The 23,855-nt window shown below is 30.3% G+C and carries 18 protein-coding genes and 1 other annotated feature; of the genes, 4 read left to right on the forward strand and 14 right to left on the reverse strand.

What is annotated here, in order from left to right:
* Positions 1-16 precede the first annotated feature (16 nt).
* From HMPREF0629_RS00575 to HMPREF0629_RS00585, 3 genes are read right to left on the reverse strand one after another with little or no spacing between them, the layout of a single operon-like run.
* A complete protein-coding gene (locus tag HMPREF0629_RS00575; protein WP_009221429.1) occupies positions 17-742 on the reverse strand; it encodes an amino acid ABC transporter ATP-binding protein in 726 nt (241 codons plus the stop codon).
* An 8-nt stretch (positions 743-750) separates the two neighbouring features.
* The gene (locus tag HMPREF0629_RS00580) at positions 751-1,473 is read right to left on the reverse strand and encodes an amino acid ABC transporter permease (protein ID WP_039856353.1); all 723 of its coding nucleotides are present in this window, start codon (positions 1,471-1,473) and stop codon (positions 751-753) included.
* Positions 1,474-1,481: 8 nt separating this feature from the next.
* Positions 1,482-2,324 (reverse strand): transporter substrate-binding domain-containing protein, encoded by an 843-nt coding sequence (locus HMPREF0629_RS00585; RefSeq protein WP_039856354.1) that lies wholly within the window; start codon positions 2,322-2,324, stop codon positions 1,482-1,484.
* Positions 2,325-2,382: 58 nt separating this feature from the next.
* Positions 2,383-2,623: a binding site (T-box leader), on the reverse strand.
* A gap of 107 nt (positions 2,624-2,730) precedes the next feature.
* Between HMPREF0629_RS00585 and HMPREF0629_RS00590 the strand changes: the two genes are divergently transcribed.
* Positions 2,731-3,618, forward strand: a complete 888-nt coding sequence (locus tag HMPREF0629_RS00590) for a YitT family protein (RefSeq protein ID WP_039856356.1) — start codon at positions 2,731-2,733, stop codon at positions 3,616-3,618.
* 38 nt (positions 3,619-3,656) lie between these two features.
* Here HMPREF0629_RS00590 and HMPREF0629_RS00595 read toward each other — a convergent pair whose 3' ends face one another.
* Genes HMPREF0629_RS00595 through HMPREF0629_RS00615 form a run of 5 tightly spaced genes read right to left on the reverse strand, consistent with a single transcriptional unit; the run spans position 3,657 to position 14,149 of the window.
* Positions 3,657-5,000, reverse strand: coding sequence for a butyryl-CoA:acetate CoA-transferase (locus HMPREF0629_RS00595; protein ID WP_009221431.1), 1,344 nt, complete (start codon positions 4,998-5,000; stop codon positions 3,657-3,659).
* Between the two features lie 55 nt (positions 5,001-5,055).
* Positions 5,056-7,317, reverse strand: coding sequence for a cation-translocating P-type ATPase (locus HMPREF0629_RS00600; RefSeq protein WP_009221432.1), 2,262 nt, complete (start codon positions 7,315-7,317; stop codon positions 5,056-5,058).
* A 30-nt stretch (positions 7,318-7,347) separates the two neighbouring features.
* Positions 7,348-10,458, reverse strand: a complete 3,111-nt coding sequence (locus HMPREF0629_RS00605) for an exodeoxyribonuclease V subunit beta (RefSeq protein ID WP_009221433.1) — start codon at positions 10,456-10,458, stop codon at positions 7,348-7,350.
* On the reverse strand, positions 10,458-13,172 hold the full coding sequence (locus tag HMPREF0629_RS00610; protein ID WP_009221434.1) for a PD-(D/E)XK nuclease family protein: 2,715 nt from the start codon (positions 13,170-13,172) through the stop codon (positions 10,458-10,460). Before HMPREF0629_RS00610 ends, HMPREF0629_RS00605 begins: the two co-directional genes overlap by 1 nt.
* On the reverse strand, positions 13,160-14,149 hold the full coding sequence (locus HMPREF0629_RS00615) for an RluA family pseudouridine synthase (protein WP_009221435.1): 990 nt from the start codon (positions 14,147-14,149) through the stop codon (positions 13,160-13,162). The genes HMPREF0629_RS00610 and HMPREF0629_RS00615 overlap by 13 nt, the downstream gene beginning before the upstream one ends.
* A 71-nt stretch (positions 14,150-14,220) precedes the next feature.
* Between HMPREF0629_RS00615 and HMPREF0629_RS00620 the strand changes: the two genes are divergently transcribed.
* Positions 14,221-14,901 carry an endolytic transglycosylase MltG gene (locus HMPREF0629_RS00620; RefSeq protein WP_009221436.1) on the forward strand — a complete coding sequence of 227 codons (681 nt, stop codon included), beginning with the start codon at positions 14,221-14,223 and terminating at the stop codon, positions 14,899-14,901.
* Between the two features lie 42 nt (positions 14,902-14,943).
* Here HMPREF0629_RS00620 and HMPREF0629_RS00625 read toward each other — a convergent pair whose 3' ends face one another.
* A complete protein-coding gene (locus tag HMPREF0629_RS00625; protein WP_009221437.1) occupies positions 14,944-16,692 on the reverse strand; it encodes an ABC transporter ATP-binding protein in 1,749 nt (582 codons plus the stop codon).
* A gap of 115 nt (positions 16,693-16,807) precedes the next feature.
* On the opposite strand from HMPREF0629_RS00625, the gene murJ reads away from it, so the two are divergent.
* On the forward strand, positions 16,808-18,382 hold the full coding sequence (murJ, locus tag HMPREF0629_RS00630; protein WP_009221438.1) for a murein biosynthesis integral membrane protein MurJ: 1,575 nt from the start codon (positions 16,808-16,810) through the stop codon (positions 18,380-18,382).
* Positions 18,383-18,648: 266 nt separating this feature from the next.
* Here the strand turns inward: murJ and HMPREF0629_RS00635 are convergent, their stop codons facing one another.
* The 5 genes from HMPREF0629_RS00635 to HMPREF0629_RS00655 form a co-directional block, all read right to left on the reverse strand.
* The gene (locus HMPREF0629_RS00635; RefSeq protein WP_009221439.1) at positions 18,649-19,650 is read right to left on the reverse strand and encodes a 3D domain-containing protein; all 1,002 of its coding nucleotides are present in this window, start codon (positions 19,648-19,650) and stop codon (positions 18,649-18,651) included.
* Between the two features lie 228 nt (positions 19,651-19,878).
* Positions 19,879-20,499 carry a CoA pyrophosphatase gene (locus HMPREF0629_RS00640; RefSeq protein WP_009221440.1) on the reverse strand — a complete coding sequence of 207 codons (621 nt, stop codon included), beginning with the start codon at positions 20,497-20,499 and terminating at the stop codon, positions 19,879-19,881.
* The gene (locus tag HMPREF0629_RS00645) at positions 20,496-21,641 is read right to left on the reverse strand and encodes a patatin-like phospholipase family protein (protein ID WP_009221441.1); all 1,146 of its coding nucleotides are present in this window, start codon (positions 21,639-21,641) and stop codon (positions 20,496-20,498) included. Before HMPREF0629_RS00645 ends, HMPREF0629_RS00640 begins: the two co-directional genes overlap by 4 nt.
* Before the next feature lie 107 nt (positions 21,642-21,748).
* Positions 21,749-22,180, reverse strand: a complete 432-nt coding sequence (locus HMPREF0629_RS00650; RefSeq protein ID WP_009221442.1) for a cytidine/deoxycytidylate deaminase family protein — start codon at positions 22,178-22,180, stop codon at positions 21,749-21,751.
* A 7-nt stretch (positions 22,181-22,187) separates the two neighbouring features.
* Positions 22,188-22,781: a viroplasmin family protein gene (locus HMPREF0629_RS00655; protein WP_009221443.1), complete on the reverse strand. Its 594-nt coding sequence runs from the start codon at positions 22,779-22,781 to the stop codon at positions 22,188-22,190.
* 140 nt (positions 22,782-22,921) lie between these two features.
* Here HMPREF0629_RS00655 and HMPREF0629_RS00660 point away from each other — a divergent pair, with 140 nt between their 5' ends.
* Positions 22,922-23,812: a fructose bisphosphate aldolase gene (locus tag HMPREF0629_RS00660; RefSeq protein WP_009221444.1), complete on the forward strand. Its 891-nt coding sequence runs from the start codon at positions 22,922-22,924 to the stop codon at positions 23,810-23,812.
* Positions 23,813-23,855 lie beyond the last annotated feature (43 nt).

The following is a 23,855-nucleotide window of genomic DNA, read 5'->3' on the forward strand; positions in this document are numbered from 1 at the left end:
TGTAGGATTTTTTACGTTATTTTTTCAAAAATTCTCTTGTCCGCGCTTCTTTCGGGTTTTCAAATATTTCTTCGGCACTTCCACTTTCTAAAATTATACCTTTATCTACAAATATTACTTTAGATGAAACCTCACGGGCAAATTTCATTTCATGAGTTACTATTATCATAGTAAGACCGCTTTTTGCGAGGTCTTTCATAATATTTAAAACTTCATCTACCATTTCCGGATCAAGCGCCGAAGTAGGCTCATCAAAGAGAAGTATATCAGGATTCATACAAAGTGCTCTCGCTATTGCAACTCTTTGTTTCTGTCCTCCTGAAAGCTGAGACGGTTTTGCATTTACATATTGTTGCATACCTACCTTAGTCAAATTTAAAATAGCTGTCTTTTCAGCATCACTTCTTGAAATTTTTAAAACTTTTCTCGGTCCTATAGTACAATTATCCAATACATTTAAATTATTATATAAGTTAAATGACTGAAATACCATCCCGATTTTAGTTCTCAAATCACGAAGTGAAATTTCTCCATTTAAAATATTTTTATCTTTAAATAAAATTGTACCTCCGTTTACTTCTTCAAGCTGATTTATACATCTTAACAATGTAGATTTACCGCTACCCGAAGAACCTATTATTGAAATTACATCTCCTTTATCAACTGTAAAACTTATATTTTTTAAAATTTTGTTATTTCCGAAATTCTTCTCTAAATTTTCTATTTTAAGTATTGCTGCCATATCATACCTCACACCTGTATTTGATTTCCCATTTTAAGTTCGTAAGATTTTGGTCCTTCCAATCTCATCTCTATAAATTTTAAAATTTGAGTTATAACGCTTGTAAGCACTAAATATATTACTAAAATTATAAAATAAGTGCTAAAAGTATCGAATGAAAGTCCTGCAACAGTCTTTGCCGCAAAAAACAATTCTCCTACAGATATTACATTTAATACCGAAGTATCTTTTATATTAATTACAAATTCGTTTCCTGTTGCAGGAAGTATATTTCTCATAGTCTGTGGCGCTATTACATATAACATGAGCTGCAAATGACTCATTCCGCCTGCCTGTGCAGCTTCAAATTGTCCCTTGTCAATTGAAATTATTCCTCCTCTTACCACTTCAGACATATATGCTCCGGTATTTACAGAAACTACAATGTATGCTGCAAGCATCTTATCTATTTGAATCGAATAAAATTGTGCCAATCCATAATATAAAAGCATAGCTTGTACTATCATCGGTGTTCCCCTAAAAACTTGAATATATATAGATAATATTAAATTTACAAATTTTTGCATTACTCCCTTTAGTCCCTTTTGCTTTGGAATTGTCCTTATTCCTCCAACTATAAGTCCTATTAATAATCCAATTATTGTAGATAAAATTGAAATTTTTAATGTATTTACCGTTCCAATTAAAAACATCATTTTATACTTGTTAAATATCAATATAGATTTTTCCATAATATCCCTCAATTCATTGCAGGTTGATTTTTAATAGCCATATCCATTATTTGTTGTCTTTCTTCTTCTGTTATTGCACTAAAAACTTCATTTGCCTTTGTCTTTAATTCGTCATTACCTTTTTTTAACCCTGCAGCTATTCTATTTTCATTATCCTTAACTACAAAGCCATTTCCATCTTCAAACTTTACCATTTTAAAATCCGGCATAACTGCTTCAACAGATTTACCTTCAGGTACTTCTCCGATATAAGCGTCAATCACTCCACTTTGAAGTGCAACCCTAAGCTGTGTGAAATTTTCCATAGGTTCCTGTTTTAAGACACCATCTATTTGATCAATTATTTCATAGTGAACGGTATTAAGCTGTGCTGTTACCTTCGCATCTTTAAAGTCTGAAATTGAAGTTGCATTTACATATTTAGAATCATTTCTGACAATCATTACATAGTCGCTTACCCAGTAAGGTTCTGTAAAATCTATTACTTCCGCTCTTTGTGCTGTAGGACTCATACCTGCCATAATCATATCTATTTTGTCCGATTGGACTGCCGGCGGAAGTCCATCCCATTCAGTTTTTACTACAACAAGTTTTTTACCAAGGGCATCTGCAACTTTTTTTGCAAGTTCAACATCATATCCTCCTGCAAATTCAGATGAACCTTCAATTTCAACTGCACCGTTTGAATCATCTTGTTGAGTCCAATTATATGGCGGATATCCACATTCCATACCAACTCTTAAGATATTTTCTTTTTCTTGCACATCTGTCTTACTTGTTGCATTTCCTCCACATGCAGTTAAAAATACCATAACAATTAATAATACCGTCATTCCCTTTAAATTTTTCATTTTCTTTCCTCCCTAATTAATTTACAAAATAAAAAAACTTTCGCACCAAAGGAACCATCCTTGGGACGAAAGTAAAATCCGTGTTACCACCCATATTCACATATACTTCACAATATATGCCTCGCAAGGTACTATCATACCTCTGCCCTGTAACGTAGGTCACTCACGTTTTGAAATCAAACTATCCTTCAAAAAACTCAGAGCCTTTCTTTCAAATCCAACAATTTACATTAATTACACCAACCTAATGCTCTCTAAAAAATCGTTTTGAATTCTACTCTTCTCTTCAACGCTTTTGTCTATTATAGTCACACCTGTCAAAAAATGCAAGTATTTTTTTGTTTTTTATTAATATTTTTTCTTGTTCAATTTGCATTAAGCAAATATAATATAATAGGGTGATAATATGGAGTCTGTTAATTTTAAAAATATGTTCAGCTTATATAATATAAAAAAATTCATAATTGTTAATATTGGAGTTCTAATTTTGTCAATTGCACTTCACTTTTTCTTGGTTCCTTCAAATTTAGCCGTTGGAGGAGCTGCAGGGCTTGCAATTCTCCTTGCATCGGTCTTTAAATTTTTATCCGTCAGCGGAACGTTATTATTCATAAATATCTTTTTAATTGTTCTCGGTTTTTTTACAATAGGCAAGGAATTCGGTGCATATACTATCTATGCCTCAGTTGCACTTTCTGCATTCTTAAGAATTTTTGAAGTATTTACTCCAATGAAAGTTCCATTTACAGATGATGTATTTTTAAATTTAGTATTCGGTATTTTCATTCAGGGTATCGGTGTAGGTCTTGTATTAAATAAAGGCGCATCTACCGGCGGAACTGATATAGTCGCAAAAATTGTAGAAAAATATACACGTTTTTCATTCGGAAACGGCCTTGTAATAAGCGACGGTATTATAACCTTGGGAGCCTGTTTAATTTATGGTCCAAAGCTTGGTATGTATGCTCTTATGGGTGTAATTATGAATTCACTTATAATTGATAAAATGCTCGCAGGATTTGACTCAAAATACAACATAACAATAATATCTGAAAAATTAGAAGATATAAATCAGTTTATCTTAGTCGATCTTTTTAGAGGCAGTACAATTTATGTTGCAGAAGGCGGTTATTCTCACAAGACTAAGAAAATTTTAACCACAATAGTAGATAGAAAAGATTATATTTTGTTAAGAGAATTCGTTAAAAGAGCAGACTCTAATGCGTTTATGTATATTTCACACATAACGGAAGTAGAAGGCAGAGGGTTTACTTACGAACAAAAAAAGAAATAATAAAAACGTCCTTAGTTTTAAAACTAAGGACGTATTTTTTATCTTCTGTTTGAATTTCTCCAAATACCAAACTTCTCTGCTTCTTTAATTAAATCATCTCTGAATTCCGGAGCTGCTAAATTAATTATTCCCTCCGCTCTTTCCCAATTTGATTTACCTTTGCAATTAAATAACCCGTATTCTGTTACAATATAATGTGTATTAGGTCTTGCAACTGTTATTGCACTTCCAGTTTCAAAATTCGGAACTATTCTGGATTCTTCCTTACCTGTTTTCTTATTATAGAATTTAGATGAAAGGCAAATAAAACTCTTTCCTCCATTTGATAAATATGCTCCAAGAACAAAGTCAAGTTGTCCGCCCGCTCCTGAAATATGCTTCTTTCCCGAACTTTCTGATGATACCTGTCCAACTAAATCTACATTTACCGCATTATTTATAGATACAAAGTTATCTATTTTTGAAATAACTCTTGCATCATTTGTATAGTCAACCGGAGCTGCCATACATTGAGGATTGTTATCTATAAAATCATAAAGCTTTTTAGTTCCTGCCGCAAAAGCATATGTCTGTCTAAATCTATCTATATTTTTCTTTGCACCTGTAATTTTTCCCTTGTTATATAAATCTACAAATGCATCTACAAACATTTCTGTATGAACACCTAAATCTTTTAAATCAGATTCTGCTATGAGTGAACCTACAGCATTCGGCATTCCGCCAATTCCAAGTTGGATACAAGCGCCATTTGGAATTTCATTTACTATTATTTCCGCAACCTTTCTATCAACATCACCGAATGCTCCTGCAGGAAGCTCTGCCATTTCAGGATTATCTCCCTCAACAATATAATCAACCTCAGAAACGTGAATTGTATTTTCAAAGCCTCCAAGTGCAACCGGAAGCTTTTCATTTACTTCTACAATTACAATCTTAGCAGTTTCACATATAGCCATCATATGCGATGCATTAAGTCCCATGTTAAAATATCCATGCTCATCCATTGGAGTAACTGTAATATACGCAACGTCTACTTTACAATTTTCTCTATAGTATCTTGGAACTTCAGAATATCTTATAGGTGCATAAAATCCGGCATCTGTTGTATTTATTCTAACTCTGTCCGCTCCTCCTGAATGCCATGAATACCATATAAAAGAATCTCCATTGGGATCTGCTTTGAAAATTTCCGGAGTCCAAAGTAAAACTCCTCCTCTAACTACAACATCTTTAAGTTCTCCTGCTCTTTTTGCAAGTTCTCTATCAATAGCCACAGGAGTTTGAGCTCCCCAAGCATAATCAACGTAATCTCCACTTTTCACAAATGAAGCTGCTTTAGCTGCACTTATAAGTTTATCTTTATAAATATTTTTACAATCCATTTTTGCCTCCTGACATAAATTATTTATATAATATTATACCACGTAGAAGTGATATTTAATCAACCCTAAATTTATTTAATCTAAGTGCATTTGTAACAACAAACAGTGATGAACAACCCATTGCAAAAGCTCCTATCATAGGATTTAGCTTTAATCCAAAGCTGTTAAATAACAATCCTGCCGCTATCGGAATACCTATAGTATTATAAAAAAATGCCCAAAATAAATTTTGTTTTATATTTTTTATAGTGGCTTTTGACAATTCTATTGCACCTACTAGATCTAAAAGCTCATTTTTAATTAGCACTACATCGGCAGATTCTATTGCAATATCTGTTCCTGCTCCTATCGCAACTCCGATATCCGCTCTTGCTAAAGACGGTGCATCATTAATTCCGTCTCCAACAAATAATACTTTTTTTCCATTCTCTATATATTCTCTAACTATTTGTTCTTTATCATGTGGCAATACTTCAGAGTAAACTCTGTCAACTCTTAGCCTGTTTCCTATCACATTAGCTGCTTTTTTATTATCTCCGCTCACAATACAAACCTCAAATCCAAGTTTCTTTAATTTTTCAATAGCTTCACTTGAACTTGACTTTATAGTATCGGAAAGAGATATCACCCCTATAATTCCATCTTCATCCGCAAAATAAATCGAAGTTTGAGCTTCTTCCGTAAACTTTGACGTGTAAGTCTTATATTCATCAAGCTCAATATCTTCCTCCTCCATAAGCTTCTCATTTCCCGTCAAATAATTTTTTCCATCAATCTCCGCAACTATTCCCATACCGGCAAGAGTTGTAATATTACTCGGTTCTGTAAGCTCAAGATCTCTACTTAATGCGTATTTAACTATCGACTTTGCCAAAGAATGTTCTGAATTTTTTTCAATGGATGCGGCAAGTCTTAAAAACTCCTCCTCGGAAAATCTATTTGAAACTATTTCCTTAATTTCAAATTCTCCGGTAGTTATAGTTCCTGTTTTATCTAATAATGCAACGTTCATATTGTGTAAATTTTCAAGACTTTCTGCTGATTTAAACAAAATCCCAAGCTTTGCTCCTATGCCTGTTCCAACCATTATAGCAACAGGTGTAGCAAGTCCCAGTGCACACGGGCAACTTATTACAAGAACAGATATGCCCATTGAAAGTGCAAATTCAAAATCTCCTTTCACAAAAAACCAAGTTATAAAAGTAATAATCGAAATTGCTATTACAATCGGAACAAATTTACCGGAAATTTTATCTGCAAGCTTTGCTATAGGAGCTTTAGTTGTATTTGCATCTTCTACAAGTTCTATTATCTTTGCTATTGTCGTATTCTCGGAATTTACTGTTGCTCTAAATTTTATAAATCCGGTTTTATTTGTAGTGGCCGCCATTATCTTGTCTCCAACAGTTTTTTCAACCGGTATACTTTCCCCCGTAAGCGCAGATTCATCTACAGTGGAACTTCCACTTATAATTATGCCGTCCACCGGTATATTACTTCCCGCTTTTATAATTACAATATCTCCTATCTCTATTTCATCGACCGGAATTTCAATTTGAACATTATTTTTCTCAATTGTCGCAACCTTCGGAGTTAAATTCATAAGTCCGTTTATTGCAGATGAAGTTTTTTTCTTTGCCTTCGCCTCAAAATATTTACCAAGTGTAATCAACACAAGTATCATAGCTGCCGATTCAAAATACAAATCATGGGCAAATTTATGAACAAGCTGAATATCTTCATGCCCCATTCCATATGATATTTTAAATATAGCATACACTCCGTAAACAAATGATGCCGAAGAACCTATTGCTATTAGTGAATCCATATTAGGTGCTCTTCTGAATAATGCCTTATACCCATTCTTAAAAAAATGAAAATTTATAGCTATAACAGGTATGGATAACAACATTTGAGAAATTGCGAGTATCAATAGATTTTCATAACCCTTTAAAATATCAGGTTGCGGTAATCCAATCATGGCACCCATTGCAATATAAAATAGTGGAATCATAAATATAAGAGATGTATACAGACGACCTTTCATTGTTTTCATCTCATCTGCATACGGATCAGATGCTTTAGAGTTTTTATATTTATTACTTTTTTCTCCCTTTACAATAACTCCATACCCGGCATCCTTAACCGCCTTTAAAATATCATCAGATGAAACTTTCGACTCATCATATTCTACATTCATAGTGTTTGAAAGTAAATTTACACTCACACTTTCAACATCAAGTGATTTAACACTTCTTTCAACTGCATTTTGACAAGCTGAGCAAGTCATTCCCGTAACAGTATATTTTTCTTTCACACAATCACCTCAGATATTTATTACCCAATTTTAATAATAATTTTCGATTTTATCGTGAGTTTCTACAAAGTCTATAAACTTTTCAAAATCCGCAATTGTATTATCTACTGATGTTTTACTTATATCAATTTCATGCTCGGTATTATCGGCAAGTGATATTAAAATTGCAGACTTAACATGTTTACCGCTTATGCTTTCATATGCCCTTGTATAAATTTGAAGCTGCAACTTATAATATTCTATTGATTCTTTTGTAAGGTGTCCTGTTTTAAAATCAATTATTTCAATGTCTCCATTAACTTCACGAATTTGATCTATAAATCCGTTTATTATCCCATTTTTTACAGGATAGTAAAATTCATACTCTCTGTGCAAAATAGTTCCTCTTTGAGATTTATCTACATTTTTAATCCTATCTTTTAATAAATCCAATACATAATTTGTCACAGCTATATCATTTTGTTCAAGCTCTCTCTTTAAAAATTCATCTATGTCACTCGGACAAAATTGTGCATATTTATGAACTATAATCCCTCTTTTTATCGGGTCTATTCCTTCATATTCACTTCCCTCAGGTTTATATTCAATCTCATCTCCAAGAATATATGTCCGATAAAAACTAACAGGATCTTTTTTAAATGCCATATACCCTGAAGCTGAATAATATCTGAACTGTTTATTCCTGTCAAAATATTCATCTCTTATTAACGTATTATTTTCAAAATCACCTATCATATTCAGCTTTTCAAAGATATTGGGCTTACTATTTCTCAAAACTTCTTCATATGATGGAGAAATAATTTTTAAATTATTAAACTGTGTATTTTTTAATAATTCATGATAGCTGTTTTTTACATTGTTTTCATTTCCTTTTTCTATATCTTCTTTTTCCTTATACTTACAACTTAAAAAAGTCAGAGTTTTTTTTGCCCTTGTTGCAGCAACATAAAAAATTCTTCTTTCTTCTTCAAGTTCATTCAGTTTTTCTGCTTCTATTATAAAATAGTACTTCGATTCTCTGTTTTTAATTTTTATTCCAAGTCCATTTTCCCCAATTTTAATTATATTTTCAGTCGGTTTTTTTAATAGATTTTTTTTAAAATCAGATAATATTATATGGTCAAATTCAAGACCCTTTGATTTGTGAATTGTCATCAGAGTAACAGCATCTTCTGTTTTTTCTCCATCAAGCACAACATTCTGCACATAATTTATAAACTCCTCAAGGTTTAATGACTTCTTTTCAAATTCATTTGATAATAAAATCAACTTATCAATGTTTAGAATCGAATTTTTTCCAAAACACATTCTAAAAATTTCATAGCATCTAAGTTCTTTTACCACCATTGCTATAAACTCACTAAGAGTTAAAACATTTTTATATTCTCTAAGAGTAAAATATTTTGAAATCCCGTTATTAAATAATTCTTTATCTCTATCGTCAAGCTCTTTTTCAAGTTCAAAATTTAAAATATCAGTATCTTTGCTTCTAAGTGCAAGTTTAAAAATTGAGTTTTCACTAAGTCCAACAAGCGGACTTTTAAAATACGCAAGTATATTTAAAATATCTCTATTATTTGATAATGCCTTAAGTAAAACAATAATATCTCTAATTTCTCTAAATTCCGAAAATTTCTTTGCAGTATTATTTACGCTTATATTTCTGCTTATAAGTTCACTTTCAAAAGATTCCATATTTTTTGCAGTTCTAAATAAAATTGCTATGTCTTTTTTATCTATTCCCGCTTTTATCAAACTGTCAATATAATTTGCAGCAACTACGGATTCCTTTGAATCATCACAAAATTCCAAAATTTTTATTTTTTCGTCTCCTTTTAAATTTGCATTAAGGTTTGTGTATTCTTCACCTAAAATTTTTGGGAATAACTCATTAAAACTCTCTATAAGGCTACTGCTGCTTCTGTAGTTTTCATTCATATCAAGTGAAATGCAGTCTTTACTTTCCATTTCTTTTACAAATTTTTTATACTGTGATAAATCTCCGCCTCTAAACCCATAAATACTCTGCTTTGCATCTCCTACTACAAATAAATTTACATTATCAGATAAATTGTTTGTAAGTTTTTTAAGAATTTCTGTTTGAATTTTATTCGTATCCTGAAACTCATCAACCATAATGTACTTATACTCAATATCTATTTCAGAATTTAAAATTTTCAGAGCATATTTTTGTAAATCTTCATAATCTAAATAATTTTTTTCTCTTTTTTTGAAAGTATATTCAATTTCAATATCTTTTAAAATATCCGTGATGAGCTCATAGTACTTCTGATTTTTAGGTTCATTAACTAATTCCAATCTTAACATTTCCAAGCGTATTTTTCCCATAATCTCATAGATCTCTTTATTTTTAGAGTCTTGTACACAACTTCTTATTTTCTCAAAAAAATCAAAATTTGGACTTTCAAAAAATTTTTTGATGTCATCTCCCGCATATAATTTTCTGAATTTTGAATTTGAAGCGAGTTTTTTATGATTCCCAAGCTCATGAATCCAATAAATCAATGTGGAAAAATCTGTTTTTATCTTTGAAATTTCATTTAAAAATTCTGAATTTTTAAATGAAATTTCATCTATGCTGTAAGACTTGTTTTTTAAATCATCATACAGTGAAATTATTGCATCGCTAAATTTCCTTATATCAATTTCTGAAAGCTCCATCAAAAGTTCATACAATCTCATATCATTTTCATATTTTTTTAATACCGTATTTGTTGCATCTCGTAAAATATCTTCCGCCTCAAGCGGTTCGCAAATTTCAAATTCCGGGTCAACCTCAACAGCTAATGGATATTTTCTGATTAATTCGCCACAAAATGCATGTATTGTAAAAATTTGTGCATTTGAAAAAAATTTATAAATATCTTTTAACTTATTATCTTTCGACTTAGAAAGAGCACCCTTTATTTTACTCTTCATTTCAAAAGCGGCCTTATTTGTATAAGTTATAGCTAATATTTCTTCAAGTTCGTATCCTTTTGTAAGATTTCCATTTTTTAGTATATTTAAAAATCTTTCAGTCAAAACTTTAGTCTTACCCGTTCCCGCTCCGGCACTGAGACATATGTTTTTATCAATTGTATTTACAGCTATATTTTGTATTCTATTTAATCTATCCACTATTTCACCTGCCTGAAAATATCTATATACATTTCATTATCAACAGATTCTGTCGTAAAATTACCATTATATATTTCGTTGCAAAGTCTTATTACTTCCTGTTTAAGTTCATCAATAAAAAATTCAAAGTTTTCTATTTTCATCATTTTACGTCCAAAATACTTCTCATCCCTTAATGCACTCTTATATTCTGCCGATTTTATAACTCCATACTTAGCTTCTACAATAGAACACTTATCTTCCGCCATAATGTAAATAGGAAATTGAAAAGCCTCTTTATTAGCCATATCTTTTTGAGTGGGAACACCAAAATTACTTTTTTTATAGTCTATTAATATTTTATAGTCTCCTTTTCTATCTACTCTGTCTATTCTGCCATTGATTTGGTATTTATCAAGCTTAATATTTATTGGAACTTCAAATCCTACCGGTATAAAATCATCTCTTAGAGATAAATCCAATTCTATAAAATTTTTTAGTATAGAAAATATCCCGTCTACCTTTGCACTATCAAGAGCCGTATATTTTCCGGATACCGGCAACTCATCTATAAGTTCGCTTTTGATAATCGCTTTTAGCATTGTTTCGTTTAATTCATTAGGATATTTTTTAAAATATCTCTCCAATATATGATGGTATATATTTCCAATATCAATGTGATAAGTATCTTTTTGTCTTCTCAACATTTCTTCAATTTTTAATATTCTCTCAAATAAAAATGTATATGGAGATTTTACATACAAATCAAAATCTGTAACTTTAAAACCGCGCCTATCTATTAAATTTCTAAGACTTACTAATGCATCTCCGCTTAAAATTATCTCCTTATTCCCAAGAAGCCTCTTGTTTTCAAGCTCGATTTTTTCATTCAACAGATTATAATTTGAAAATGAATTAAATAATTTTATCTTATTCTCATCAACCTTATTCTCTTCAATCTCATCTATAATTTCAAGTGAAAGTTGCTCAACGGTAGATATCTCTACACTTGAAGCAATTTTTATTTTCTTAAACAAATCTTTATAAACAGAACTGTCATCTTCCCTCGCATAACATAAATAAGCCGTTTTTGAAAGAGAAATAAGCTTTAACAACTTCAGAAGTTCTCTATCATATATCTGTCTATCCGATTCAATTACAAATCCCATATTTATAAGTTCATTATTATTTGTCTTATTAAAGATAAAATCTCTACTTGGATACGATGGAAACTCAAGATTGAAATCAGTTATAAAAACATTGTTAAATCTTAAGTATAGACTTTTATCCATACTCATAACCGATGGTGCATATTCATTTGTATTGTCAAATGCAATCATCTCTAAATAGCTGTTTAAAAAGTCTATATATAATCCAAAACTAACTTTTTTAAAATATACATCGTAATTTTTCAACTTATCAAGTAGCAGTTTTATAGACCTTATATTTTGTCTATCTCTTTTCAGAATAATCTCATCTCTTGTAGATGCGTATACTCTTTCGGAAACTAATTCTGCAGTTTCAAGATACTCTTCCAATTTTTCACTATAGTACTTAAAACTTTCTCTACCTTCAAAATTAACTTTTAACTTTTTTAAAAGTTCATAAAACTCAATTAAATTTTTTTCATCAAGTTCAACACTTGTCCTTGTATTTTCTACAAGCTCATCTAAATTTCTAAAACTCATCTTTGAAATCTCATATTCCATTTCATCCGAATCTGTTATTTCAAAATATTTAAGTTTTATCCTACTTAATATATTTTTTCTGCTTTGAACTCTTAAATATTCTATCAGAGACAAAAACTCTTCAATTATTGGATATTTTGAATAAATCGTTTCTTCATTCAAAGTTAAATTTTCAAACATCTCTACCTGTTTTAAATTTTTCATGTCTTTACTTAAAGAAACTAAATCACACTTCTCATTTTCAATTAAACAACTCTTTAAAAATTTAAATACAGTTTTAAATTCACTTAATCTATTTTCTTCTTCAATTAAAAAAACTCTGTTATTTCTGACTAAATCATTTATATAACCTTGAATACTTTTATCCTCAAGAAATAATTTAGTTTCAAAGCCAATCCGCTCAAGTGAATTTACCATCTTTTCCGCAAAATTTAAATCTCTTAAAAAAAACGGCACGTTCACTATTACATTTATTCTATCTGAAAAATCTTTTATAAGCCCTAACTCTATTTCCTTAAAAGAGTAAAATCCATCTATGACTATTAAATCAATATTCTTATCATTTATATCTACATGTTCTATTAAATCCGTAAGATTTTTTTCACTTAAAAACTGCTCGTATTTTACATAAATATCTTTAAGCTCAGAAAATAGAGAATTATTTGCAGTTATCATATCACTACTTACAAGATTTTCCCTTGCTCTTAATATGAATTTTGAAACTGAATTTATTATCCCCCTATAATTTTTAAATAATTTATAATTTCCTTTTTGGATAATGTCTTTAAGTATATAACTTCTAAATGGATCGTCAATTATTTTCTTATTATTATTTTCTCTTCGGAGTGAATCAAATGTATGAAATTTTAAATTTGAAATTCCTCCAAGTTCTTCTATATACATTTTTTTATATTGATGTATTGATGCCTTTGTAGGCAATATATAAAATACTTGTTTACCATTTCTAATATATTCCAAAATTTTTTCTTTTATTTCTATATTTTCAGCATATAAATTCGCCTTATAAATTACCTTCAGCTTTTCCATATATTTCTATCTCCAAAAATATCCTCCAATATATCTGATTCAAGCTTCGGAAGTACTAAATAAAAAGTTTTCCCGCTTAAATAAGAAAGCTCTCCCTCAATTTTATTAAAATGAATAGAATAATTGTGCAAAAACTGACTCTCATACTTATACTTGTTCTTAAATAATCTATTTACACTGCTATCTCCATATTTTACATCTCCTACAATCGGAAGCTTTTTACTGCTGAGTACTGTTCTGATTTGATGAGTTCGCCCTGTAATCAAATTGACTTTTAATAAGCTGTAATCATTTTGCATAGCAATTCTCTTGAATTCTGTAATAGATTCTTTTGCTCCGATACTATTTTTCTTAAGTACTGTTACTTTATTTCTATCCCCATCCTTTGAAAGATATGACCTGTCACTAAATTGCTCTTTTGCTTCTCCACTTACAAGTGCAAGATAAAATTTATCTATATTATTTTTTTTAATTTCATAATTTAAGCTTCTAAGTACGCCGGATTTTTTTGCTCCGATTAAAATTCCGGAGGTATTTCTGTCAAGTCTATTACAAATTGCCGGTCTAAAAGAATTTTCATTTCTCGGATTATATTCCTGCCTTGCAATCAAATAATCTATCATCATATCAACCATATTCTTTTTAAAATCTTTAGAATCATTATGTGATAAAATTCCTGCAGGCTTATTCATTAAAATTATATTTTCATCTTCAAATATAATTTTTGGAAATTTGTTATTTTTGAAATTAATAGGCTCTCTTTTAAATTTTTCAATAGTTTCATCGCTAAGATATAACTTAATACAATCTCCTTTTGATAATAAATCTTCAGGCTCCGCTTTTTTGTCATTTAGTTTTATATTTTTCTTTCTTAAATTCTTATATATGAAGGACAAAGTTGCTTTTTCAAAATACTTTTTTAAAAATCTGTCTATTCTTTGACCTTCATCATTTTCATTCACAAAAATTTCTATCAATATTATTTCACCTTACCTAAATTATCTGCTATAATATATTATAGCAATTAATTTTAGAAAAGAGGGTCATTTTGAAATTTTTTACAAATTTAACTGATTTTTTACTTAAAATAATTTCAGTAGTAGTATTACTGTCAATAATAATAGGACTTGCATTAGTTATAAGGTGGAAAATTGATACACTTTATATGGAGAATATTGCAGGAGATGAAATTGAATTTACTCTACTTGATGAAATTGAAAAGACAAAACTCGATATTGAACTATATCTAAACGGAGATGAACCAAAATCTACTCCACAGATTGAAATAATCAAAGATAAAGAAGAAGATTTGGTTTCAATTACGATACCTGAAGGTGCAAGTATAGATGATATTGCAAATGAACTTTTAAATAAAAAACTAATGACAAGCATACCTGATTTCAAAGCACTTGTGGATAGTATGGGACTTACCGATAAATTTATATGTGGCACCTATCAAATACCTAAAGACAATAAAATAAAAAATACTATATTAACAATTACAAATTCAACCATTAAAAACTACGAAATTACAATAAGTGAAGGTGCAGCGGCAGATGCAGTTGGAGCTAAACTTGAAAAAATAGGAGCAATCCAATCAGCAAAAGCTTTTGAAGAGCAATGTAAAGACTTAAATTGTTTCTACAAATTCAAGCCGGGAACATACACAATTGAAACTCCTTCAAAAGTAATTAAAATAATCGAAATGCTTACAGGAGAAAATTTCTAACAAAAAAAGGAGATAATCATCTCCTTTTTTTATTGTAAACACTCATTGTTCAAGAAGTCCGCCCTTAGTGTATAAGTCAAAATAATACCCTTGATTCTTCATAAGTTCATCATGAGTTCCTCTTTCTATAATTTTTCTGTCTCTCATGACTAAAATTTCATCGGCATTTTGAACAGTTGTAAGTCTATGTGCTATTGTTAGTGTTGTCCTTCCCTTTGTAAGCTTTTCAAGTGACTCCTGAACTATTTGCTCAGACTTATTATCCAGTGCAGATGTAGCCTCATCTAAAATCAAAATCGGGGGATTTTTTAAAAACACTCTTGCTATGGATATTCTCTGTTTTTGTCCTCCTGACAGTTTTACTCCTCGTTCTCCGACATAACTGTCAAATTTTTCAGGAAGCTGCTCTATAAATTCTCTTGCACCCGCAAGTTCACTTGCTCTTAAAACTTCATCATCTGTTGCCGACGGATTCCCATATCTTATATTATCCATAACCGTTCCGGAAAACAAATATACATCCTGTTGTACTATACCTATATTATTTCTAAGCGATTTCAATGTTACATTCTTTATATTTTCACCGTCTACTAAAATTTCACCATAACTTACATCATAAAATCTTGGAATCAGATTACATATTGTAGTCTTTCCAGCACCGCTCGGCCCTACTATTGCAATATTATCTCCCGGGTTAATATTTAAATTAAAATTTTCAAGTACATTTTCCGTATCTTTCTCATATTTAAATGTAACATCTCTAAATTCAATTTTGCCCTTAACATCTTTCAGTTCAATTGCATTTTCAGAATCCTCTATCTCCGACTTGGTGTCCATTATCTCATAAAATCTTTCAATTCCGGTCATACCTTTCTGGAATTGCTCTGTAAATTCTACAATTCTTCTAACCGTTGCAAGAAGTGATGTTACATACATTACATAGGCTATAAGATCAGACGGCTTGATTTCTCCTTTCATCATAAAATAACCGCCAGATACTATCAAAATCAAATACATCAATCCGTCAAAAAGCTTTGTAATTACTGTAAATCCTGCCATAGCTTTATAAAATTTCTTTTTAATTCCTAAAAATTTTGCATTTTGAATATTGAATTTTTTTGCCTCTATTTCTTCATTTGCAAAACTCTTAACAACTTTTATCCCAAGAAGCGAATCTTCTATCGATGAATTTAAATCTCCAATATGAACTCTTTGCATCTTTTGTGCTTCTCTCATCTTATGATTGTACTTAGATGCAAATACCACCATAATAGGTATCATAAGGTAAATAAAAATTGTCATTTTCAAGTTAACAGACAATAAAATTATAAATGATACTAAAATTTTTATACCGCCTATAAAATATTCTTCCGGGCAATGATGTGCAAATTCCGTTATATCAAATAAATCATTTGTTATCCTGCTCATCAATACACCTATTTTAGTTTCATTGTAGTATGAATCACTCATAGTTTGAAGATGGGCATATACATCAGCTCTCATATCAGTTTCAATTTTAGCTCCCATTATATGACCTATACTTGCCATATAATATGCTGCAACCAAATCTATAGACTTCAAAATTAAAAATAACAAAGCAAGTCTTATTATCAGCTCTACATTGAGCAATTTGATATCTTTCATTCCAACACTTGATATATACCTTAAAATTAATGGAAGTATCATTTCAGATGCAGTTGTAAAAGCTGCACATAATAAATCTATAAATAAAATTGACTTATATTTTTTAAAATAAGGAGAAATTCTTTTAATTAATTGTATATTCTTCATAAAATCACCTCTTTTATTCTACATTATATAAATACATTTATCAAATGTAACTCTTTTGTTGTTGACTTTAAATAAAATCAATAATATACTCACATAAGAAACTTAGGAGGTAAAAATGGAAACTACTAAAAAATTAGCCCGATCTACTCTTGCGATAATTGTATTTTCTCTTTTAGGAAAAATTTTAGGATTCGTTAGAGAAAGTTTAACAGCTGCAAGATTCGGTGCAACTCTTGAAATGGATGCTTTTACCGCAAGTCAGTCTGCAACAGCTACTATTTCTATGCTAATAACAGCAGCCATTGCTACTATTTTTATTCCAAGTCTGCAAAAAGCCGAAAGAGAACTTGGTGAAGAAGAAAAGCTTAAATTTACAAACAATATGCTAATGATTATTTCATTAATTTCATTGATAGTTATAGCTTTAGGTATTGTTTTTGCTCCGGCACTTTCAATCTTATTTACTCCTAAATCAAAACTTGAAGCTTATGAACTTGTAGTGAAACTAATAAAAATAGGGATGCCGGTAGTTATATTCTCTGCAGTAGTCGGAGTTTTTACAGGTTTTTTGCAATATGAAGGAAAGTTTGCTGCAGCAGGTGCTGTTGCAATTCCGCTAAACTTAGTTTACGTTATATATCTCGGTTTTATTTCCCCGCACGCCGGTATAGTCGGACTTACAATCGCATCTGTTGTAGGTATATTGGCACAGGTAATATTTCTATTGCCAGATTCATTTAAAGCGGGATACAGACCGAAATTTGTCTTTAATCTAAAAGATAAATATGTAAATGAAGCACTTCTTCTTGCAGTCCCTATACTTATAAGTACAGCAGTAAATGATGTAAATGTAATCGTAAACAGAAGACTTGCAATGGGTATGGTAGAAGGCTCTGCATCAGTTTTAAACTATGCAAATAAAATGAATATGATGATTCTTGGAATTTTCATAACTGCAATTACAGCTATAATATTTCCGACAATGTCAAGAGCATTCGGAAATAAAGATATGATTCACGGTAAACGTGTAATGAATGCCTCAGTTAAAACTGTATTATTTTTAACAGTACCCGCAACAATAGGAATGCTTATTTTAGCAAGACCTATTGTAGATGTTGCTTTCTTCCACGGAAAATTTACATTACAAAATGCAATAGATACTACTGCAACACTTAGATTTTATACTCTTGCGCTAATTTCAATATCACTTAGCAATGTTTTAAACAGAGTATATTATTCAATAGCCGATACAAAAACTCCCTTCATAATAGGGCTTATAAATGTTTCAATAAATGTCGGACTTAATTTACTTGTGGCACATAAATTCGGTACAAGGGGACTTGCAGCATCTGTTAGTATTGCAACAACAGTAGCAGTATTAATATCATTTATTTTACTTAGAGAAAAAATTGGAAATCTCGGAATAAAATCCTATGTCAAAGCATTAGTTAAAACTCTAATGTCATCAACAGCAATGGGAATTTTCTGTCTGATATATTTCCCTATAGAAAAAGTCCTTACACCATTAATGCATTCTCATGGTTCATCAATAATTATAAAATTACTCTTACTTATGATTGTTGTCGGAATTGCAGCTATAATTTATGGATTATGTCTATATCATTTAGGTGTTAGGGAAATCAGAGATGTAGTTAAAATAATAAATCGAAGATTAAAAAAGGCATCCTAAAATAATCATACAGAGCTCAACATATAAAATATTTTTGAAAAATTTAAAAATATCAATCCTTCAGATATTTATGAAATAAAAATAGGCAGAAAAAATCTTCTGCCTATTTTTATACCACTAACTTAAAATTTAACTCTTTAAATTATATCACTGCAAAACACTTTACATAATGGAAGTTTCAAGTATATTTTCTTATATCCTTAAACTAAAATCTCAATGCTGATTTAACTTTAAAAAGGCTTAGGATTAAATCCTAAGCCTTTTTACTATTCTATTACATATACTTTTACATTTCTTCTTCCAAAATCATTTGCAGTAGCATTTGAGTTGAAAAATAAATCTATTCTGTTTCCTTTAATTGCTCCACCCGTATCTTCTGCAACTGCATATCCATATGATGGCCATCCGTCCATTGTCTCAATATACAATTTTGAACCGAGCGGAATTACTTTAGGGTCAACTGCAACTGCTCCTACTCTTGCTTTTGTTCCAAGTGCAGTTAATGAACCTGCAGTAGGATCATAAGCTGTAGCTTGCATTGTTATTACTTTTTTAATTTTTTTACCCTCAAGAGTTGCTGATGCGGCTGTTTTCTTAGTACCGATTTCAACAATTTCAGTTTCAGGTTCTTCAAGAATTTCCGATTTCAATACATCTATCGATACAAGCTTATCATTTACAAATGTATTTTGTATTATTTCAGATTTTACTCCAACTTTACCTTTTTTTATTATCTTTGTTTCTCCTACTACTAAAGAAGCATTTTCATTTTTTATTGTTTCAAATGGAATTTCAGTTTTAACTTCTGAACTTTCCTTAAAAACTCTTTCTATTACTATCGGTTTTTCTATACTTGCCTTAGCATTCAGCTTAGGTGTTACTACATCGTCAGAGTCAACTTTAATATTTAAATTTTCTAAAACTTCAGAAACTGTTTCTCCTACTGCTTTTGCAATATAAATCTCGTTACCGTTATTAATTTGATAACTCTTCGGAGCTTGTATTATTATATCCATGTCATCTTTTATTTCTGTATTCAAGCTAGGTGTTATAACTTCTTTATCCTTAAGTATTATTTTTTCTGATTTCAAAAAGTCTTCAACTGTTGCAGAATATGTTATAAATTTCTTTTCTTCTCCCTTTATTATAACATTTACACTCTTACCCAACACAGTTGAAAAACCCATTGTTATAGTCGAAGATAAAAGTACAGCTCCTATTAACAAAGTAGCAGCTTTTTTTCTAAGACTATTTTGTGTTAAATTCATTACCAATAACCTCCCATAAAAATTACATTGTTGTAAACTCTGTAACTTTTTTGTAACTTTTGCTTCCTTGTTAAGTATATAAGGTTTTGATAATTTTGTCAAGTTTTTTGTAACTTTTTTGTTACCTTTAGATGAAAACGGCTATTTTCCAACATTTTATTTCTGGAATTTAAATTGATTTTTGTAATAAATCAAGAGTATAAACTCAATATATCACTATAATAATTGTTAAATTTTGTTACTTTTTAATTTATTTATTAAATTATATATGACTTTTGCTGTGAATCCCCAAATTATTTTATCCTCATATTGATAAAATATAACTCTATCTTTTGATCTTTTAAAATCATACTTTTCTCCATTCGGTATTAAGCTATATGGAAATTTATCATTTCTCTTTGCAATTAACTCTACTTCATATATATCAGGTTCATTTTCAAAAAAGAAATTTAAGGGAACAGTAAATATATCTTCAACCTCTTCTTTATTCGGAAATATATTTTCAATGCTTTTAGTTATCTCTCCCACGGTAGTATATATCACAGAACCATAGGAGTTTACTAAAAAATCTCCCCCATTAAACACATCTAAATCTACTTTTGATATTAGTAATTCTTCACAGGTTTCTCTTATCGCCGCCTGTATATAATCTTCATGTTTTTCAATTTTTCCTCCGGGAAAACAAATTTCGCCCGGCTGATTGTTGAGATTTTTAGAGCGTACTTCAAACAACAAATGTGTCTGTTTTTCTACTTCTATAAATGGTACAAAAATTGAATATTTATTTTTTATTTCCATTGGTTCTGATTTTAATTTTTTTACTATTTCTTCTATCTTGTTTAATCTCATTGCTTAATCATCTTTTTAACTAATTTATTTATAGTTCCTACCTCTATTTCTCGATTAATTATAGGTTCTTTTGACATAATTTCATTAAGTAACTCATCTACATTATAAATTCTCAAGAAGTCTATATTATACTTTTGTGCATCTCTTTCAATCATAGCTACTACCAAATCTACATAGTTATAACCGCTCTTAAGTCCCAACTCTTTCGCAAGGTCCGGGATTATTTCTTCAAAAAAAACTCTATACTTTGAAGTGTTTTTATACTTACCGCTAATTAAAATTTCATCTAATCTGTCAAAGTACATATTCTGTAAAATTTCAAACGCCATTTCTTCATCAAATGGATTTATATAATACTTATCTCCAAATAATCCATTTAATTTTTTATAAGTATCAAAATATCCTATTCTCATTATCTCATCAGCTTTTTTGGGATCAAAATCCATAGATGTCGTGTATTTTTTACTTGGTGATATTACTATTGCATCATCCGGAAATGCGATATCTCTTAAATTTGACGGATTGACTCTGACTATCACAGGAGTAAGCCCTAACCTTTGCACCATATTATATGGAATTTTATTAAAAAATCCTCCGTCTAAATAGTATTTACCGTCAAGCGGTTCAAGTTTAAATATCGGAAGATAACAACTCCCTATTATATAGTTATGAAGTTTTCCCTCTTCAATTTCATCTATAAACAACTCTTCTCCTTTTTTATCTGTAAGATTTAAAGTTGTCAGCCCAAATTTTATTTTTGAGTTTCTAACCTTTTCTTCATCAATATAAGTTGTAACTAATTGCCTTAACGGATCAACCGGTATTCCCCTGCTGCTTAATGTTTCTTTTATACCTTTAAACTTTTCAAATGAAAATTTTCCATCCTGTGTATTTTCTGACATCAATGCAACTATAGCATTCGTTGTGTCTGAATCGTCCGTGCTAAAATCTTGAAATGACATACTCTTCCATAAATTTGCACACTTATCCGGCTCATTCATCACTATCATAGCTCCGTTAATTGCCCCTATTGAAGTCCCTACTACCGCTTTAAATTCAAATCCTAACTCCTTTAGAGCAAAATAGGAACCTATATGATAGGCTCCCTTTGCTCCTCCACCTTCTAAAACTAATCCGTACATATTATAATCACCTTATTCTAATTCTATAATGTCTTGTTATTCACCAGTACAATTCACAGCCCTGTCGAAACTGCTATTTTTTAAATTGTACATCACAAATCCCTGTACTATTTACATCCTTTAATTTGTTTAAGCTCTATGTTATTCTTTTTTATAAGTTCCAAGGCATATTCATCTACTCTGTATGCCTCTTTATAATAAATCGCTTTAATTCCTGCCTGAATTAGTGATTTTGTGCAATTTAAACATGGAAAATGAGTAACATAGGCAACACAATCTTTTACCGGTATTCCCTCTTTTGCACAATATAATAAGGCATTCATTTCAGCATGAATCGTAGCTATACAATGACCGTCTCGCATTGTATGTCCTATTTCATCACACTGAGGATTGCCCGCAAGCGAACCGTTATATCCGGTTGATACTATTCGATGATCTTTATTTACTATGACACACCCTACAAAAGCTCTGTCACAAGTAGATCTTATAGCAACCATCTCTGTTATTTCCATAAAATATTCGTTCCAAGACTTTCTCATACATACCTCACTTTGCTTCTTTGGCAAGCTTGTCTACAATTTCATTATATTTGACTCCACTATGTGCAGCCACTTTTATAAAGACAACATCAATTTTATCCTTGATGGATTTATAATAATTTCTATACTCAATAGTACCTTTTTTATTTGCCTTCCAAGTTTCAGTCGCCCAATTTTCTATACCTGCATAATCATAATGTAAATATATCCTTTTTTTCCCAAGTTCTACCGCTCTTTGTATGGCATACATTGCACCTTTAAGTTCCCCTGCAACATTTCTCATAGTAGAATCTTCGTCATAATATCTCTTGGATGAAGTTTCATATATATCATTGTCAAATAGAACAGCTCCATAGGAAAAACTTCCGTCAATAACCGAATAAGAACCGTCCACATAGGAAATTATCTCTCCATCCTTAATATCTTCCTCAAACTGTATTTCTGTCCGCTCTTCCGGTATACCCTTAATAAATAAAACGGCATCATCTTTTGTATTGAATTTTTTATAAACCGCACCGCTATATCCTATAACCTGCGCTTTACATTCATCCCATGTAGTATATATTCCTACTTCTCTTCCTTTTTTTACTGCGTAATACATTATATTCTCCTTATACTAAATTAATTTTATATTAAAAGAACCGATTATACAAGTTTAATAATAACTATAACATTAAGTGTTTTTGTGATATACTTAATATGATTAATATTACAAATAAATATTAAATATGGAGGTACTAAATGAATACTAAACAACTTGAAAGAATGAGAACAGGCAAAGGTTTTGTAGCTGCACTTGACCAAAGTGGCGGTTCCACTCCAAAAGCTTTAAAGCTTTACGGTGTAATGGAAGATTCTTACAATAATGATGAAGAAATGTTTAAATTAGTTCACGATATGAGAACAAGAATTATAAAAAGTCCATCATTCTCAAGTGAAAGAATTCTTGCAGCTATATTATTTAAAGTTACTATGAATTCAAAAATAGATGACCTTTACACAGCAGATTTTCTTTGGGAACAAAAAGGCATAGTTCCTATCCTAAAAGTAGATGAAGGCTTAGCAGACTTAAATAATGGAGTTCAACTTATGAAACCTATGAAAAATTTAGATGAACTTCTTGAAAATGCAAAAGAAAGAAACATATTCGGAACTAAAATGAGATCTGTAATTAAAGAACTCAATGAAAATGGAATAAAAGAAATTGTTGAACAACAATTTGAATATGCAAAGAAAATATCAAAAGCAGGCTTCGTTCCTATTATTGAACCTGAAGTTGATATTAATGCAGAAAAAAAATCTGAAATTGAAGAAGTATTAAAAAAGGAAGTTGTTAAACAACTTGAAGCTCTTGAAAAAGATGTATATGTAATGTTCAAATTCACAATTCCAACAGTTGAAAATTTATATTCCGATTTGGTGAATTTTGAACAAGTTGTTAGAATAGTAGCTCTTTCAGGCGGTTATTCAAGAGAACTTTCAAATGAATTGCTTTCTAAAAATCAAAATATGATAGCAAGTTTCTCAAGAGCTCTTTCAGAAGGACTTAATGTAAATCAAACTGAAAAAGAATTTGATGAGCTTCTTGACAGCTCAATAGAATCTATATACAAAGCATCAATAGAAAAATAATATAAAAGAGGACTTAGCTCCTCTTTTTATTTGATTAGGTAAT

This window comes from Peptoniphilus sp. oral taxon 386 str. F0131 (assembly GCF_000090945.1).
Classification (GTDB): Bacteria; Bacillota; Clostridia; order Tissierellales; family Peptoniphilaceae; genus Anaerosphaera; species Anaerosphaera mikwangii.